The 17,197-nt window shown below is 74.5% G+C and carries 13 protein-coding genes; all 13 read left to right on the top strand.

Going from position 1 to position 17,197, the window contains the following annotated elements; genetic code table 11:
• Positions 1 to 42: 42 nt before the first annotated feature.
• The 13 genes from SCATT_RS04285 to SCATT_RS04225 all read left to right on the top strand — a co-directional run bounded on the left by SCATT_RS04285 (position 43) and on the right by SCATT_RS04225 (position 17,042).
• Positions 43 to 2,007 (top strand): FAD/NAD(P)-binding protein, encoded by a 1,965-nt coding sequence (locus SCATT_RS04285; protein ID WP_014141705.1) that lies wholly within the window; start codon positions 43 to 45, stop codon positions 2,005 to 2,007.
• Between the two features lie 34 nt (positions 2,008 to 2,041).
• A complete protein-coding gene (locus SCATT_RS04280; RefSeq protein WP_014141704.1) occupies positions 2,042 to 2,929 on the top strand; it encodes an amino acid ABC transporter permease in 888 nt (295 codons plus the stop codon).
• Between the two features lie 20 nt (positions 2,930 to 2,949).
• Positions 2,950 to 3,702 carry an amino acid ABC transporter ATP-binding protein gene (locus SCATT_RS04275; RefSeq protein ID WP_173405673.1) on the top strand — a complete coding sequence of 251 codons (753 nt, stop codon included), beginning with the start codon at positions 2,950 to 2,952 and terminating at the stop codon, positions 3,700 to 3,702.
• A gap of 29 nt (positions 3,703 to 3,731) precedes the next feature.
• Positions 3,732 to 4,700: an ABC transporter substrate-binding protein gene (locus SCATT_RS04270; RefSeq protein ID WP_014141702.1), complete on the top strand. Its 969-nt coding sequence runs from the start codon at positions 3,732 to 3,734 to the stop codon at positions 4,698 to 4,700.
• A 76-nt stretch (positions 4,701 to 4,776) separates the two neighbouring features.
• A complete protein-coding gene (locus SCATT_RS04265) occupies positions 4,777 to 5,817 on the top strand; it encodes an LLM class flavin-dependent oxidoreductase (protein ID WP_014141701.1) in 1,041 nt (346 codons plus the stop codon).
• Positions 5,814 to 7,112 carry an NtaA/DmoA family FMN-dependent monooxygenase gene (locus SCATT_RS04260; RefSeq protein WP_014141700.1) on the top strand — a complete coding sequence of 433 codons (1,299 nt, stop codon included), beginning with the start codon at positions 5,814 to 5,816 and terminating at the stop codon, positions 7,110 to 7,112. The genes SCATT_RS04265 and SCATT_RS04260 overlap by 4 nt, the downstream gene beginning before the upstream one ends.
• A gap of 5 nt (positions 7,113 to 7,117) precedes the next feature.
• Positions 7,118 to 7,894, top strand: coding sequence for a DUF1684 domain-containing protein (locus SCATT_RS04255; protein WP_014141699.1), 777 nt, complete (start codon positions 7,118 to 7,120; stop codon positions 7,892 to 7,894).
• 223 nt (positions 7,895 to 8,117) lie between these two features.
• Positions 8,118 to 9,179, top strand: coding sequence for a S1 family peptidase (locus tag SCATT_RS04250; RefSeq protein WP_014141698.1), 1,062 nt, complete (start codon positions 8,118 to 8,120; stop codon positions 9,177 to 9,179).
• A gap of 161 nt (positions 9,180 to 9,340) precedes the next feature.
• On the top strand, positions 9,341 to 10,204 hold the full coding sequence (locus SCATT_RS04245) for a slipin family protein (protein WP_042507554.1): 864 nt from the start codon (positions 9,341 to 9,343) through the stop codon (positions 10,202 to 10,204).
• Positions 10,158 to 10,511 carry a hypothetical protein gene (locus tag SCATT_RS04240; protein WP_014627480.1) on the top strand — a complete coding sequence of 118 codons (354 nt, stop codon included), beginning with the start codon at positions 10,158 to 10,160 and terminating at the stop codon, positions 10,509 to 10,511. Before SCATT_RS04245 ends, SCATT_RS04240 begins: the two co-directional genes overlap by 47 nt.
• A gap of 307 nt (positions 10,512 to 10,818) precedes the next feature.
• Positions 10,819 to 11,943, top strand: coding sequence for a S1 family peptidase (locus SCATT_RS04235; protein ID WP_014627479.1), 1,125 nt, complete (start codon positions 10,819 to 10,821; stop codon positions 11,941 to 11,943).
• Positions 11,944 to 12,600: 657 nt separating this feature from the next.
• Positions 12,601 to 16,041 carry a DNA polymerase III subunit alpha gene (locus tag SCATT_RS04230; RefSeq protein WP_014141695.1) on the top strand — a complete coding sequence of 1,147 codons (3,441 nt, stop codon included), beginning with the start codon at positions 12,601 to 12,603 and terminating at the stop codon, positions 16,039 to 16,041.
• Positions 16,038 to 17,042 (top strand): DNA polymerase Y family protein, encoded by a 1,005-nt coding sequence (locus SCATT_RS04225; protein ID WP_014141694.1) that lies wholly within the window; start codon positions 16,038 to 16,040, stop codon positions 17,040 to 17,042. Before SCATT_RS04230 ends, SCATT_RS04225 begins: the two co-directional genes overlap by 4 nt.
• Positions 17,043 to 17,197 lie beyond the last annotated feature (155 nt).

Here is a 17,197-nt window from a genome sequence, read left to right as displayed (position 1 = left end):
GACGCGCGAGTCGTCGCGCGGTGATCCCGTCGGAGCCTTCACATGCCCGTCTCCCCCCTTCCGTCCCGCCCGCCGCACCCCGGCGGCACCGTACCCTCGCTGGTCGTCGTGGGCGCCGGTCCGCGCGGCACCGGACTGCTGGAACGCCTCGCCGCCAACGTCCCGGAGCTGTACGGCGGTTCGCCGCTCGACGTCCACCTGGTCGACCCGTACCCGCCCGGCGCCGGACGGGTCTGGCGCGCCGACCAGTCGCCGCTGCTGTGGATGAACTCCATGGCCGAGGACGTCACCATGTTCCTCGACGAGTCGGTCACCTGCGCCGGACCGGTGCGCCCCGGGCCGACGCTCGCCGAATGGGCCGAGCGGGTCCGCGCCGGCCGGATACCGGCCCCCGCCGACCCGGCACTCGCCGCCGAGGTACGCCGGCTCACCCCCACCGCCTTCCCCTCCCGCCGGGTCCAGAGCGCCTACCTGGCCTGGGTGTACGAGCAGGCGGTGGCCGCCTTGCCGCCCGGCGTCCGGCTCCACCGCCACCGGCGCCGCGCGGTACGCGTGACCGGCCCGCGCGACGGCCGCCAACGGGTCTGGCTGGAGGGCGTCCCCGAGCCGCTCACCGCCGACCTGGTCGTCCTCGCCCTCGGCCACCTGGACTCCGAACCCGACGACGAACAGCGCGAGTTGACCCGGTTCGCCCGCGAGCACGGCCTGGTCCACATCCCGCCCGCGTACACCGCCGACGCCGACCTGTCGGCGCTGCGCCCCGGCGAACCGGTGATCGTCCGCGGCTTCGGCCTCGCCTTCGTCGACCTGATGGTGCTCCTCACCGAGGGACGCGGCGGCAGGTACCGCACCGACGATCACGGCGGGCTGGTCTACCTGCCCTCCGGCCGGGAACCGGTGCTCCACGTGGGGTCGCGCCGCGGGGTGCCGTACCACGCCAAGATCGGCTACGGCTGGTGGGGCGAACGGACGCCGCTACCCCGGTTCTTCGGGCCGGAGCAGGTGGGCGAGTTGCTCACCCGCCCGGCGCTGGACTTCCGGCGCGACGTGTGGCCGCTGATCGCCAAGGAGCTGGCCTACGCCCACTACCACCGGCTGTTCACCGCCCACCCCGAGCGCACCCGGGTCAACTGGCCCGACTTCGAGGAGAAGTTCGCCGCCGCGGCACCCGGCGGCGCCGGACTGGACGCCCTGATCGCCGACGCGGTCCCCGACCCGGCCGACCGCTTCGACCCGGTGGCGCTGGACCATCCGCTGGCCGGGGTGCGCTGCCCGGACGAGGAGACGTTCCAGTCCTATCTGCGCGACCACGTCACCGCCGACCTCGACCGCCGCGTCGACCGGGCGCACAGCCCCGACCTCGCGGTCTTCCTGGCCATGCTGTCGGTCTACACCCACCTCGTCCCGCTGGTGGGCTCCGGCAGGCTCGCCCCGCGCTCCCGGCTGGCCGAGGTGGACGGCTGGTGGCACGGGTTCTTCAGCTTCTACGCCTCCGGCCCGCCCGCGCCCCGGCTGCGGCAACTGCTCGCGCTCTCCCGCGCCGGGGTGGTCCGCTTCCTCGGCGCCGGGCTCACCGTCCACGCCGACCCCCGGGCCCGCGCCTTCCGGGCCACCGGCACCACCTGGCCGGGGGACGTGACCGCCCGGGCCCTGGTCGAGGCCCGGCTGCCCGCACCGTCGGTGCACCGCTCGCGCGACCCGCTGCTGCGCGCCCTCGCCGAGGACGGCGGTGGCGGCGAGGAGGTGCTGTACGACGGCACGACCGCGCTGCCCACCGGACTGCTCGCCGTCGACCCCGGCGACTCCCGGGTCCTGGACCGCGACGGCCGCCCGCACCCCCGCCGCCTCGCCCTCGGCCCGCACACCAACGGCCGCGCCTACGCCGCCTTCGCCCGCCCGCGCACCAACGCCCCCGCCTTCGGGCAGAACGACGCCACCGCCCGCGCCGCCCTCGCCTTCCTGCGCACGCTCGCCACCGGCGACGCCCCGCCCGCGCTCACCGCCTGAGCCGTCCCCGTCCCCGTCCCTGGAGGAAACCGTCATGTCCGTGACGACCGACCCCGCCGTCGGCGCGGTCCCCGAACGCGCCGGCCCGGCCGGCCCCGAGACCCTGACCATCGTGCCCGCCCGCCACCCCTGGCGCTGGGTGGCCACCGCGGTGGTCGTCGTCCTCCTCGCCCAGCTGGTGCACGGCCTGGTCACCAACCCGGTGTGGGACTGGGGGACGTTCGCCGCGTTCTTCACCGCCGACTCGATCCTCAAGGCGCTCGGCGTCACCGTGCAGCTCACCGTCTACGGCACCGTGCTCGGCTTCGCCCTCGGCCTGGTGCTGGCGCTGCTGCGGCTGTCCGGCAGCCCGTTCCTGCGCGCGGTGGCCTTCGGCTACGTGTGGGCGTTCCGCTCGATCCCGCTCATCGTGCAGCTGCTGTTCTGGTTCAACCTCTCGGTGCTCTACCGCAGGCTGGACTTCGGCATCCCGTTCGGCCCCGGGTTCTTCTCCTTCGACACCCGCGACATGGTCAGCTCCATGGGCGCCGCCGTCCTCGGGCTCGCCCTCCACCAGGCCGCCTACGCCGCCGAGATCGTGCGGGCCGGGGTGCTCTCGGTCGACCCCGGGCAGCGCGAGGCTGCCGCCGCCCTGGGCATCCCCCGGCTGCGCCAACTGCGCCGCATCGTGCTGCCGCAGGCCATGCGGGCCATCCTGCCCAACGCCGCCAACGAGGTGATCTCCTTGTTCAAGGGCACCTCGATCGTCTCGGTGATGGCGATCGGCGAGCTGTTCTACCAGGTCCAGGTGGTCTACGGCCGCAACACCCGGGTCATCCCGCTGCTGATGGTGGCCACCGTCTGGTACGTCCTGCTCACCACCGTGCTCTCGGTGCTCCAGCACTACGTGGAGCGCCGCTACGCCCGCGGGGCCGCCCGATGACCGCGCCGGCCGCCCCGCCCATGGTCGAACTGCGCGGCGTGCACAAGCGGTTCGGCGCCCTCCAGGTGCTGCGCGGGATCGACCTGACGGTGGCCGCGGGGCAGGTCGCGGTGGTCCTCGGGCCGTCCGGCTCGGGCAAGTCCACGCTGCTGCGCACCATCAACCACCTGGAGAAGGCGGACAGCGGCTGGATCAGCGTGGCCGGCCGCCCGGTCGGCTACCGCCGCGCGGGCCGCAAGCTGTACGAGCTGACCGAACGCGAGGTGCTGCGCCAACGCACCCGGATCGGCTTCGTCTTCCAGACCTTCAACCTCTTCCCGCACCTGACCGTGGTGGAGAACGTCGTCGAGGCGCCGGTGGCCGCGCTGCGCCGGCGCCGGGCGGACGCGGTGGCCGCCGCCGAGCGGATGCTGGACCGGGTCGGGCTCGCCGACAAGGCCGGCGCCTACCCCGCCCAGCTCTCCGGCGGCCAGCGGCAACGCGTCGCCATCGCCCGCGCGCTCGCCCTCGAACCCGAACTGCTCCTGTTCGACGAGCCCACCTCGGCGCTCGACCCGGAACTGGTCGGCGAGGTCCTCGACGTCATCAAGGACCTGGCCCGGCAGGGCACCACCATGATCGTCGTCACCCATGAGATCGGCTTCGCCCGCGAGGTCGCCGACACCGTGGTCTTCATGGACGGCGGTCGCGTCGTCGAACAGGGGCCGCCCGCCGCCGTCCTCGACAACCCCCGCCACGAACGCACCCGGACCTTCCTGTCCAAGGTGCTGTGACCGCCGCCCCTCGGCCAAGGAGTCACCACGTGATCACACGCACCGCCGCCGCGGCCACCGCCGTCCTCGTCATGGCCGGGCTGCTCAGCGGCTGCGGCCCGGGCGCCACCGGCACCGCCGACCCGGTCGCCGCCCCGGCCGGGTCCAGGATCGACCTCGGCCCCGACCAGCACCGGATCCGCGCCGCGAAGGTCGCCGCCATCGCCGCCGAAGTGCCCGCCGCCGTCCGGGCCCGCGGCACCCTGGTGATCGGCGGCACCGCGGACACCGCGCCGCCGCTGAGCTTCTACGCCACCGACGACAAGACCCCGATCGGCGTCGAGTACGACATCGCCACCCTGGTCGCCGACACCCTCGGCCTGCGACCCCGGTTCGAGGTGGCCTCCTGGGAACAGCTCTTCGTCGGCCTGGACAGCGGCGCCTACGACGCCGGATTCGCCAACATCACGGTCACCGAGGAACGCAAGGAACGGTACGACTTCGCCACCTACCGGCTGGACGAACTCGCCTTCGAGGCGCCGAAGGACGCGGCCGGCTGGAAGGTGACCGGGCCCAAGGACGTGGCCGGGAAGACCATCGCGGTCTCCTCCGGCACCAACCAGGAGAAGATCCTGCTCGACTGGAGCGCCAAGGACGTCAAGGCGGGACTGAAACCGGTGGACGTCCGGTACTACCAGCGGGCCTCCGACTACTACCTGGCCCTTCAGTCCCACCGCATCGACGCCTACCTCGGCCCCGACCCCACCGCCGCCTACCACTGCGCCGTCTCCGGCCGCACCCGGATCGTCGGCACCCTCTCCGGCGGCGGCTCGCTCACCGGCAAGATCGCCGCCACCACACGCAAGGGCGACGGACTGGTCAAGGCGTACGCCGACGCCATCAACGAGGTGATCCGCAACGGCGACTACGCCAAGGTGCTGGCCCGCTGGGGGCTGAGCGCGGAGGCGGTGCCCCGGTCCGAGATCAACCCGCCGGGGCTGCCCAGGACCAGCCAGTGAGCCCGCCCGCGGCCCGCCGTACGACCCGTGCCACCAGCGCCCCCGCTCCCCGTCGCCGTCCCGGAAGGACGCCCTGATGCCCGGACCCGCAACCGCCCGTGGCCGTACCCGGCCGCTCCACCTGGCCGCCGCCATCGACGCCCCCGGGGTGTACCAGGCCGACCACTTCACCGCGCTGGCCCGGCTCGCCGAACGCGGCTGCCTGGACTTCGTCACCCTGGACGACTCGCTCGCCCCGCCCGCCCCCGGCGTGCCCAGGCTCGACGCGCTCGCCGTGCTCGCCCGGGTCGCCCCGCGCACCGGTCGCGTCGGGCTGGTGCCGACCGTCACCACCACCCACACCGAGCCGTTCCACCTCTCCACCCAGGTGGCCACGTTGGACTGGGTCAGCCGGGGCCGGGCCGGGTGGACCGTCCAGGTCTCGGCCACCGAGGCGGAGGCGGCCCACTTCGGCCGCCGGCCGGCCGAGCCCGCCGACGCGCTGTGGCGGGAGGCCGCCGAGGTCGCCGACGTCGTGACCCGGCTGTGGGACAGCTGGGAGGACGACGCCGAGATCCGCGACACCGCGACCGCCCGGTTCATCGACCGGGACAAGCTCCACCACGTGGACTTCGAAGGCGAGCGGTTCACCGTCCGCGGCCCCTCGATCGTGCCCCGCCCGCCCCAGGGCCACCCGCTGATCGCCGTGGACGCCACCGACCCCGCCCCCCGGGCCCTCGCCGCCGACCGCGCGGACGTGGCCTACGTCCGCACCGACGACCCCGGCACCGCCGCCTCGCTCCGCGCCGAACTGCGCCACCGCGCCGCGGAGTCGGGGCGCGACCCGGACCGGCTCACCGTGCTCGCCTCGCTCCGCGTCGACCTGGTCGACCCGGCCGACGCGGTACGCCTGGCCGCACGCATCGGCGACTGGTTCCGCGACGGCGCCGCCGACGGGTTCCACCTGCGCCCCACCGATCCGCCGCGCGACCTGGCCCGGCTGGCCGACGCCACCGTCCCGCTGCTCCAGCAACGCGGACTGCTGCGCCGCTTCTACACCGGCGACACCCTCCGCGACCACCTGTGCCTGCCGCGCCCGGCCAACCGCTACGCGCCGTCCCGGCAGGCCGCCCGATGACCGCGCCCCGCCGGATGCACCTGGCCGCCCACTTCCCCGGCGTCAACAACACCACCGTCTGGTCCGACCCGGCCTCCGGCTCGCAAGTGGACTTCTCCTCCTTCCACCACCTCGCGCGCACCGCCGAACGCGGCAGGTTCGACTTCTTCTTCCTCGCCGAGGGGCTGCGGCTGCGCGAGCACAAGGGGCGCATCCACGACCTGGACGTGGTCGGCCGGCCCGAGTCGGTCACCGTGCTGGCCGCGCTGGCCGCCGTCACCGAGCACGTCGGGCTCGCCGCCACGGTCAACGCCACCTTCAACGAACCGTACGAACTCGCCCGCAGGCTCGCCTCGTTGGACCACCTCAGCGGCGGCCGGGCGGCCTGGAACGTGGTGACCTCCTCCGACGCGTTCACCGGTGAGAACTTCCGGCGCGGCGGCTTCCTGGACCACGCCGACCGCTACACCCGGGCCGCCGAGTTCGTCACCGCGGCCCGGACGCTGTGGGACTCCTGGACCCCGGGCGGACAGGCCCGGCCCTTCGTCCACCGTGGCCGGCACTTCGACATCCACGGCGAGTTCACCGTGCCCCGCACCCCGCAGGGTCGGCCGGTGATCATCCAGGCCGGGGACTCCGGGCAGGGGCGGGAGTTCGCCGCCTCCACGGCCGACGTGGTCTTCACCCGGCACGGCACGCTGGAGGCCGGCCGCGCCTTCTACGCCGACGTCAAGGGGCGCCTGGCCCGGTACGGACGGCGGCCGGACGATGTGAAGATCATGCCCGGGGTGACCGTGGTCCTCGGCGACACCGACGCCGAGGCCGCCGAACGGGCCGCCGGGATCCGCCGCCGGCAGGTCTCCGGCCCCACCGCCATCGTCTTCCTGGAGCAGTTGTGGGGGCGCGACCTGAGCGGCTACGACCCCGACGGCCCCTTCCCCGACATCGACCCGGAGCCGGCGGGCGAGGTGAGCCAGGGCCGGGTGCGCCACGCCGACCGGCTGGCCACCGCCGCCCGGTGGCGTGCCCTGGCCGAGGAGAAGGGGCTGTCGATCCGCGAGACGGTGATCGAACTGGCCGCGCGCCACTCCTTCGTCGGCTCGCCGGAGACGGTCGCGACGGCGCTGGAGGGGTTCGTCGCGGCGGGCGCGGCCGACGGATTCATCCTCGTTCCGCATCTGACCCCGGGCGGTCTGGACGACTTCGTGGACAGGGTCGTCCCGCTGCTCCAGGAACGCGGCTCGCTGCGCGCCGAGTACGAGGGGACCACATTGCGGGACCACCTGGGTCTGCCGCGGCCGGCAGTGGGAGGCTGACCGACATGAGCAACCACGACACCGAAGAGGACTGGCACGAGTGGCGCCGCCGGCGCGTCGAGGCGGTGTCGGCGCCGCACGGACCGCTGGCGCTGACCGGGACCCACTGGCTCGCCGACGCCGAGGACGGCCGGCTGCCCCGAGTACCCGGCCACTGGCGGGAGAAGGGCGACGAACTGGTGCTGACCGCGTCGGCCGCCGACGGGATCACCCTGGACGGTGTCCCGGTCAGCGGCGAGGTGCGGCTGACCGCGGGCCGCGGCGGGCTGGCCCACGGCGAACGCGCCCTGGCCCTGGTGCGCCCCGAGGGCGAGTGGGCGGTACGGGTCTTCGACCCCGCCGCGGCCGCCCGGCAACGCTTCGCCGGCATCGACGCCTTCGGCTACGACCCGCGGTGGGCGCTGACCGCCCGCTTCGAGCCGTACCCGCGGCGGCACGGCGTGCGGGTGGCCAACGCGGACGGCCGGGAACGCGGACTGGGGCTCGACGGCGACCTGGTCTTCACCGCGGCCGGCGGGGAACACCGGATCGCGGTGGCGGTGGAGGCGGACGGCTCGCTGTGGGGCGTGGTCGCCGACGCCACCAGCGGATCGCAGACCTTCCGGTTCCGCTTCCTGCGCCCGCCGGCCCCGGCCGCCGACGGCACCGTGCAACTCGACCTCAACCGGGCCCAGTTGCCGCCGTGCGCCTTCTCCGACGCCTTCCTGTGCCCGTTCCCGCCGCCGGGCAACACCCTGCCGTTCGCGGTGGAGGCGGGGGAGAAGGCGGTGCTCACCCGGTAGATGACGGCGCGTCAATTAATGGGCGGGTAAAGGGGATCTCAGCGGGACCGCTCGGGACCGTAAAGAAAACGTCCGAACCGTGGTCTTGTGCGCCCCTGGGGGTGCGGGTGAATACTCCAGGAAGCGCTTGTCAGGGACACGCCGCTACGTTCGGCCGGTTCCCGGCTGCGCCTCACGGACCGGCCGGCCGGGCCGGTCCCTCCACCCCCCACAGGAGGAACGAGTGAGGATCAAGCGCGTCACCCCGCCCGCCGCCACCGGCAGACGGCTCCGCCTGCTGGCGGTGGCCTGCGGACTCGTCGCGGCCACCGCGGTCTCCCTGCCCGCCGCCGACGCCGCGCCCGCGGCCCGGGCCACCCCCGACGCCGCCGCCGGCGTCGCCCGTACCCTCGGGGCCGCCGCGACCGCCGGCACCTACTACGACGCGGCGGCCAAGGCCACCGTGGTCAACGTGACCTCCGACGCCGCCGCCCGCCAGGTGCGCGCCGCCGGGGCCGTACCCCGGCTGGTGAAGTACAGCTCGGCCCAGCTCGACACGGCCGGCGCCGCGGTGCAGCGGCTCGGCATCGCCGGCACCGCCTGGGCCCAGGACCCCCGCACCGACCAGCTCGTGGTCAGCGCCGACCACGGCGTGCCGGCCGGCCGCTACGCCGCGCTGCGCACCACCGCCGCCCGGTACGGCGACGCGGTCCGCGTCCAGCGGGTCGCCGGACGCTTCCGGGAACTCCTCTCCGGCGGCGACGCCATCTACGGCGGCGGCTACCGCTGCTCGCTCGGGTTCAACGTGCACAGCGGCGGCACCTACTACTTCCTGACCGCCGGCCACTGCGGCAAAGCCGTCTCCACCTGGTACACCAGCTCCGGCCAGTCCACGGTGATCGGTCCCACCACCGGCTACACCTTCCCCGGCAACGACTACGCGCTGGTGCGCTACAGCAACACCTCGCTCCCCCACCCCAGCGCGGTCGGCGGCCAGACCATCACCGGCGCCGGCAACGCCTACGTCGGCGAGTCGGTCACCCGGCGCGGCAGCACCACCGGCGTCCACAGCGGTACGGTCACCGGCCTCAACGCCACCGTCAACTACGGCAGCGACGGCATCGTACGGGGCCTGATCCAGACCAACGTGTGCGCCGAGCCCGGCGACAGCGGCGGCTCCCTGTACTCCGGCAGCACCGCGGTGGGCCTCACCTCCGGCGGCAGCGGCGACTGCACCTCCGGCGGCACCACCTTCTTCCAGCCGGTCACGGCGGCCCTGAGCCACTTCGGGGTGAGCCTGCCCTGACCCCGGCGCCCGTGCCGTCCCCGCGAGGCCGGGGACGGCACGGCTCCGGCCACCTGACGGGCGAGCGGCCGAGGCGTACCGTGAAGTGGAGAACACGTGTGCCGCCGCACACACGCCGTGGGGTGCGGCGCGACCCGTGACGCGTACTCCAGGGGGCCGTGATGGTCGTTGATCTGGTGGCGGCGGTGCTGTCCTTCGGCGTGGTCTACCTGATGGCGGGGGCCCGGGTGGTCAAGCAGTACGAGCGCGGACTCGTCTTCCGCCTCGGCCGGCTCCGCCCCGACGTGCGGGCCCCCGGCTTCACCATGATCGTTCCCGCCCTCGACCGGCTGCGCAAGGTGAACATGCAGGTGGTCACGATGCCCATCCCCGCGCAGGAGGGCATCACCCGGGACAACGTCACGGTGCGGGTCGACGCCGTCGTCTACTTCAAGGTGGTCCACCCGGCGGACGCCATCATCAACGTCGAGGACTACCGCTTCGCCGTCCTCCAGGTGGCGCAGACCTCGCTGCGGTCGATCATCGGCAAGAGCGAACTGGACGACCTGCTCTCCAACCGCGAGAAGCTCAACGAGGGGCTGGCGTTGATGATCGACAGCCCGGCGCTCGGCTGGGGCGTGCAGATCGACCGGGTGGAGATCAAGGACGTCTCGCTGCCCGAGACGATGAAGCGTTCGATGGCCCGGCAGGCCGAGGCGGCCCGGGACCGCCGCGCCCGGGTGATCAACGCCGACGCCGAGCTGCAGGCGTCCAAGAAGCTCGCCCAGGCCGCCGCCGTGATGGGCAACACCCCCGGCGCGCTGCAACTGCGCCTGCTCCAGACGGTGACCGCGGTCGCCGCCGAGAAGAACTCCACGCTGGTCTTCCCGTTCCCGGTGGAGCTGCTGCGGTTCCTGGAACGCGCCTCGCAGAACGCGGACGGCGCGACGGCCCCGGGCACGCCGGGCCGGGCGGCCGGACAGGTGGAGGAGCCCCCCGGTGGTCGAACGGCCGGTGGTCGAGCGCCCGGTGATCGCCGCCGGTGACGCGGCCACCGGGACGGAGCCGGCGCTGCCGGACGAGGCCGGGCCGGAGCCGGATTCCGGGGCCGTACCGCCGCAGGAGGCGGCCGACGCCCCGGCCGGCCTGGCGGACTCCGACGACCCGGCGGTCGCGGCGCTCGCCGACCCCGCCGCCGCCCCCGCGTCGGCCGCGCTCGCCGGCAGCGGCCTGCCGATCCCGGAGCTGACCGACCCGGCGGCACAACTGGCCGAGCCGGTGCCGCCGGAACTCGCGGACGAGGTCGGACCGGAACGGGTCGAGCCCACCGAACCCGGCGTCGACCGCGACTGACCCCGCCGCCCCAGCGCCTGACACCCCCTCACCCCGGCGTGCGCGCCGTGCCCGTACGCCGGGGTGAGCGCCGGCCTGCCCGCACTCAAGAGGCGAAACGGACATCAAGGGCGTAAAGTCCACGACCAGCGCTCGTTTTTCACCTGTCGTACGACCGGACCACACCCTGCACCCTTCCGAGCGGTACCGGGAGACTCGTCGGGGCCGATTGGCATGGGCACGGCTTCTGTGAGGGGAAGTGTCCTGACCGCACGTCTGCCGGGTCCGCTCCAACCGGGCGGGCCCGCCCCCACAGGAGGTAACCGAGTTGACGAAACGTCGTGCCTTCGTCCGGAGTGCCGTACCGACCGTCCGGCGCGCCGGTCCGGCCCGGTCCGGGGCCGCCGTGCTGGCGGTGGCGGCCGTGGCGCTGCCCGCCGCCCTGCTGCCCGCCGCCCACCCGGCCCGTGGCGCCGCCCCGCCCGAACCGACCCCGGTCACCCAGGCCGCCGCGCTCAAGATCGCCTCCGATCTCACCGCCCGGCTGGGCGACCGCGCGGCCGGCGTCTACTACGACGCCACGGCACGGCAGCTCGTGGTCAACATCACCGATCCGGCCAACGCCGACACGGTGCGCGCCGCCGGGGCCGTGCCGCGCACCGTGAAGTTCACCACCGCCCAGCTCCACCAGGCCACCGTCACCCTCGGCGAACAGGCCCGCATCCCCGGCACCGCGTGGGCGGTGGACCCCCGCCGGAACAAGGTCGTGATCACCGCCGACCCCACGGTCACCGGGGCCCGGCGCACCCAGCTCGACCAGGCGGTCGCCCAACTCGGCGAGAAGGCCGTGCTCCGGCAGGGCAAGGCGGTCTTCCGCCCGTTCATCGCCGGCGGCGACGCCATCTACGGCGGCGTCTACCGCTGCTCCCTCGGCTTCAACGTCACCAAGGGCGGCGCCTCCTACTTCCTCACCGCCGGCCACTGCGGCAACGTCGCGGCGAGCTGGTCGGACGCCCAGGCCGGCCAGCCGTTCGCCACCACGGTCGACTCCCGGTTCCCCGGAACGGACTTCGCCCTGGTCAAGTACGACGACCCGCAGTCCACCGCGCACCCCAGCACGGTCGACCTGTACGGCGGCGGTACCCAGCAGATCACCCAGGCGGCGGAGGCGACGGTGGGGGAGCGGGTCCGCCGCAGCGGGAGCACCTCGCAGGTGCACGAAGGCCAGGTCACCGGGTTGGACGCGACGGTCAACTACCAGGAGGGCACGGTCACCGGGCTGATCGACACCAACGTGTGCGCCGAGCCCGGCGACAGCGGGGGGTCGTTGTTCGACGGGGCGTCGGCGATCGGACTGACGTCCGGGGGGAGCGGGGACTGTACGGCGGGGGGCGAGACGTTCTACCAGCCGGTGCCGGCTGCGCTGCGGGCGGAGGGGGCGCAACTCCCCTGAGGGCTCGCTCGCGCTGGCGGTCAGCCATTACCTCCTCGGGGTGCGCCCGATTCCCTTTCGTCGTGGTTGACGTCACGGATGTTTCCCCCCGCCCACCCGTGGCTGTGTTCGTACAGTGCGGGATGCGCACTGTCTGCCTGGGTTCCCGGGGGCCCTCCGGGGTGACTCCTCGCTCCCCGTATCCGCCACGGTTGCGCTCCGGCTACTGGGTCGCTGCGGGGACACCCCTGCACGCCCCCGTTCTGTTGCGTTCCGCGCTGCGGCACGGGGGTGGGTGAGAAGGAGATCGGGGTGAGCCCAACCTCCTTACTCACCCTCCCCCGCGAAGAGAGGCACCCGCGAACGGACAGGAGGGGGTGTGTCGGGAGTGTCCCCGCAGCGACCCAGTAGCCGGAGCCAAGCTGGTGGGGGATACGGGGAGCGAGGAGTCACCCCCGGCGCGCCCCCGACCCCGTACGGGGCGTAGGCGAACCCACCCGGTGCCGAACCAAACCAAAACCCCACCAACCACCCACCGGAGGGAACGGGGCGCCGGGTAGGGCTGGCGATGTGGTTCGAACGGAGGTTCGAGAAACTGGTCTATGGTGGGAGGAGAGGCGAACCACGAGGGAGGGGGCGTATGAGGGGCCGGAGGCTCCGGGGAATCGGGAGGTGCGTATGCGCGGCTTTACGCATCTGCACGCCGTCTCCGGGTTCTCCGCGCGGTACGGCGCATCGCACCCCGAGACCCTCGCCGAGCGCACCGCCGAGCGGGGGATGGACGCGCTGGCGCTGACCGACCGGGACACCCTCGCGGGTGCGGTGCGGTTCGCCAAGGCGTGCCGGGGCGCGGGGGTGCGCCCGGTGTTCGGGGTGGGCCTCGCCGTACCGGAGGCCGCCGGGGTGGAGCGGGCGGCCAGGGCCGTCCGGCGGCGTACCCCGGTGCGGGGCGGCGCCTTCGTCGACGAGTCCGCGCCGCGCGCGCTCTTCCTGGCACGCGACGGCGCGGCGGGCTGGGCCACGCTGTGCCGCCTGGTGAGCGCAGCCCACCGCGCCCCCGGCACACCCCGGCTGAGCTGGGAGGACCTCACCGGGGCCGGGGTGTTCGCCCTGCTCGGCGCCGACTCCGAGGTGGGCCGGGCGCTCGCCGCCGGGCGGCCGGACCGGGCGGCGCGGCTGCTCGCTCCCTGGCGGGAGGTGTACGGTGACGCGCTGCGTCTGGAGGTGGTCCACCACGGCCGCCCCGGCACCGGTCCCGGCTCGCTGCGGCTGGCCGCCCGTACCCTCGGCTTCGCCGCCGAGCAGGGCGTCCCCGTGGTGCTCAGCAACGCCGTCCGGTACGCCGACCCCGGGGCCGGCGAGGTCGCCGACGTGCTGGACGCGGCCCGCCGTCTGGTGCCGATCGACACCAGACGGCCGGAGGCGCTGGACAGCGGCGAACGGTGGCTCAAGGACGGCGTCACCATGGCCCGTACCGCCGAGCGGATCGCGGAGGCGGCCGGTTTCCGGCGTGACGCGGCGTACCGGCTGCTGGAGGAGACCGCCCGCACCGCCGCCCGGTGCGTCGTGGACCCCGAGGACGACCTGGGCCTGGGCCGGGCGCACTTCCCGGAGCCGGAACTGGTCGGGGCAGCCGGCCGGAGTGCCGACCGGGTGCTGCGTTCCCGTTGCTCCACCGCGATGGTGCTGCGCGGATACGACCGCAGCGCCGCGCACTGGCACCGGCTCGACCACGAACTGGACGCCATCCGCCACCACGGCTTCGCCGGCTACTTCCTGACCGTCGCCCGGGTCGTGGCGGACACCCGGGAGCTGGGCATCCGGGTGGCCGCCCGGGGTTCGGGCGCCGGTTCCCTCGTCAACCACCTGCTGGGCATCGCCACCGCCGACCCGCTCGATCACGGGCTGCTGATGGAGCGCTTCCTGTCCAAGCGGCGGGCGGCGCTGCCGGACATCGACATCGACGTGGAGTCGGCCCGCCGGCTCGAGGTCTACCAGGCGATCTTCAAGCGGTTCGGCGCCGAGCGGGTGGCCACCGTCGCCATGCCCGAGACCTACCGGGTCCGCCACGCGGTACGGGACGTGGGGGCCGCCCTCGGCCTCGACCCGGCCCTCGTCGACCGGCTGGCCAAGGCGTTCCCGCACATCCGGGCCCGGGACGCGCGCGCAGCCCTGGCCGAGCTGCCCGAACTGCGCGAGGTGGCCCGGGAGTCCGCGGCGTCCGAGTGGGGCGGCCGGCTGTGGGAGCTGGTGGAGGCGCTGGACGGGCTGCCGCGCGGGGTGGCCATGCACCCGTGCGGGGTGCTGCTGTCCGACGCCGGGCTGCTGGACCGTACGCCGGTGATGCCCACCAGCGGCGAGGGCTTCCCGATGTCGCAGTTCGACAAGGACGACGTGGAGGACCTCGGCCTGCTCAAGCTGGACGTGCTGGGGGTGCGGATGCAGTCGGCCATGGCGCACGCGGTGCGTGAGGTGGCCCGGGTCTCGGACGAGCGGATCGACCTGGACGCGCTGCCGCCGGACGACCCGGCCACGTACGAGCTGATCCGTTCCACCGAGACGCTCGGCTGCTTCCAGATCGAGTCGCCCGGTCAGCGGGACCTGCTGGGGCGGTTGCAGCCGGTCTCCTTCCACGACCTGGTGGTCGACATCTCGCTCTTCCGGCCCGGTCCGGTGGCCGCGGACATGGTGCGCCCGTTCATCGACGCCCGGCACGGCCGCAGGGCGCCGCGCTATCCGCACCGGGACCTGGCCCGGGCGCTGGAGGAGACCTACGGCGTGGTGGTCTTCCACGAGCAGGTGATCGAGATCATCCACGTCATGACCGGCGAGGACCGCGCGATGGCCGACGAGGCGCGGCGGGCGCTCTCCGACCCCGACCGGCAGGGCCGGGTCCGCGCCTGGTTCGGGGAGCTGGCCCGTGGGCGGGGCTACCCGGCGGAGGTGATCCGGCACGCCTGGGAGATCCTGGAGGCGTTCGGCTCCTACGGCTTCTGCAAGGCGCACGCGGTCGCCTTCGCGGTGCCGACCTACCAGTCCGCCTGGCTCAAGGCCCACCATCCGGCGGCCTTCTACGCCGGGCTGCTCACCCACGACCCCGGGATGTACCCCAAGCGGCTGCTGCTGGCGGACGCCCGCCGGGCCGGGGTCCCGGTGCTGCCGCTGGATGTGAACCGGTCGGGCGCCGACTATCGGATCGAACTGGTGTCCGACAAAACCTGGGGGCTTCGTCTCGCTCTGTCCGAAGTGCACGGAATCAGCGAGGCGGAGACCGCCCGACTGGTCGCCGGGCAGCCCTACTCCTCGCTCCAGGACCTGTGGCGGCGCGCCCGTCCGGGCCGGCCGGTGGCCGAACGCCTGGTCCAGGTCGGCGCGTTGGACGTCTTCGGCGGCAACCGGCGCGATCTGCTGCTCCAGGTCGAGGAGTTGCACCGGCAGGGCCGCGCCGCCGGACACGACGGCCAGCTCACGCTGACCACCCGGGAGGAGGTCCCGGCCGCCGGGCTGCCCGAGATGGACGACGGCGAACGGCTCGGCGCCGAGCTCGACGTGCTCGGCATGGACGCCTCCCGCCACCTGATGTCCGATCACCGGGCCTTCCTGGAGGAGTTGGGGGTGGTCCCGGCGGACCGGCTGCGTACCGTCCGGCACGGCGCCACCGTCCTGGTCGCCGGGGCGAAGGCGGCCACCCAGACCCCGCCGATCCGCTCCGGCCGCCGGGTCGTCTTCACCACCCTCGACGACGGCACCGGCCTGGTCGACCTGGCGTTCTTCGACGACAGCCACGCCGCCTGCGCGCACACCGTCTTCCACTCCTGGCTGCTGCTGGTGCGCGGGGTGGTGCAGCGGCGCGGTCCGCGCAGCCTGAGCGTGGTGGGCTCGGCCGCCTGGAACCTGGCCGAGCTGGCCGAACTGCGCCGCACCGGCGGCCTGGAGGCGGTCGCCGCGCAGCTCGCCGAACGGCCCGGCGACCCCGAGGCGCCCGGCCCGGCCACCGACCGGCGCATCCACCTGCCCACCGGCTACGAACTCAACCCGTGGGCCGATCTGCGCCCGGCCGGCGAGGGCGCCGCCACCGGCCGCAAGCTGTACCACGCCAGCCCCGGGAGCGCGGGATGACCGGCACCGGACCGCACGTGCTCCATGTGCACTTCCACCCGGCCGACGGCGCCCCGCCCGCCGAGGAGGCGTACGCCGCCCTGCTCGCCCTGCTCGGCGAGGTGACCCCGGTGGTCCAGGCGCTGCCGCCGGACGCGGCCCTCGCCGACGTGCGCGGCAGCCTGCGGTACTTCGGCCGGCCGGCGGCGGAGCTGGCCGCGCTGATCAGGGTGCGGGCGCTGGCCCGGTACGGCGTGGACTGCACCGTCGGGGTGGCCGGCAACCCCATGCTGGCCCGGATGGCCGCCTACGACGGTCCGCCCGGCGCGGTGCGCGTCCTGTCCGAGGACGCGGCGGAGATCGCCCGGTTCCTCGACCGCAAGCCGGTGGGGGCGCTGCCCGGGGTGGGCCCGGCCACCGCGCGCACGCTGTGCCGTTACGGGCTGGACAGCGTGGGCCGCCTCGCCGCGGCCCCGCTCGGCACCCTCCAGCGGATCCTGGGGGCCGCCGCCGGACGGCGGGTGCACGAGCGGGCGCACGGCATCGATCCGACCCCGGTCGCCCCGGGCGCCCCGGCGCGTTCGGTCGCCGGGGAACGCCGCTTCGACCGCGACGAGTTGGACCCGGGACGCCACCGGGAGGCGCTGCTGTCGCTCACCGAGGAGCTGGGGCTGCGGCTGCGCGGGGAACGGCAGGCGGCCCGCTCGCTCACCCTGACCGTGCGGTACGCCGACCGCTCGGCCACCGTCCGTACCCGCGCGCTGCCCGAGCCGACCGGCCATACCACGGCGCTCACCGCGGCGGCGTACCGCATGTACGAGGCGCTCGGGCTGCAACGGGCCCGGGTGCGGGCGGTCGGGCTGCGCGCCGAGGGGCTGACGCCCGCCGCGCTCGCCACCCGGCAGCTCACCTTCGACCCGGCCGACGACAAGGCGCGGCGGATCGAGGAGGCCGCCGACCGGGCGCGGGCCAGGTTCGGCGCCCATGTGGTCCGTCCGGCGTCGCTGCGCGGGGTGGCGTGAGGGCGCGGTCCGGGGGGCGTCATATAACGGCCATGTGTCGGACGTATGGCCAAACCTTTACCGGCAAGTAACTGGCTCCCGGGGCTACCCGACCGTAACTTGACGGGACACGGCCAAACCTGTGATCCGGATCTCAGGGCGCACCGGCCTCGCTC

The sequence above is a fragment of the Streptantibioticus cattleyicolor NRRL 8057 = DSM 46488 genome (genome assembly GCF_000240165.1).
In the GTDB taxonomy this organism is placed as follows: Bacteria; Actinomycetota; Actinomycetes; order Streptomycetales; family Streptomycetaceae; genus Streptantibioticus; species Streptantibioticus cattleyicolor.
Note: the sequence above shows the minus strand (reverse complement) of the source record. Positions and strands in the feature narration are given on the sequence as shown.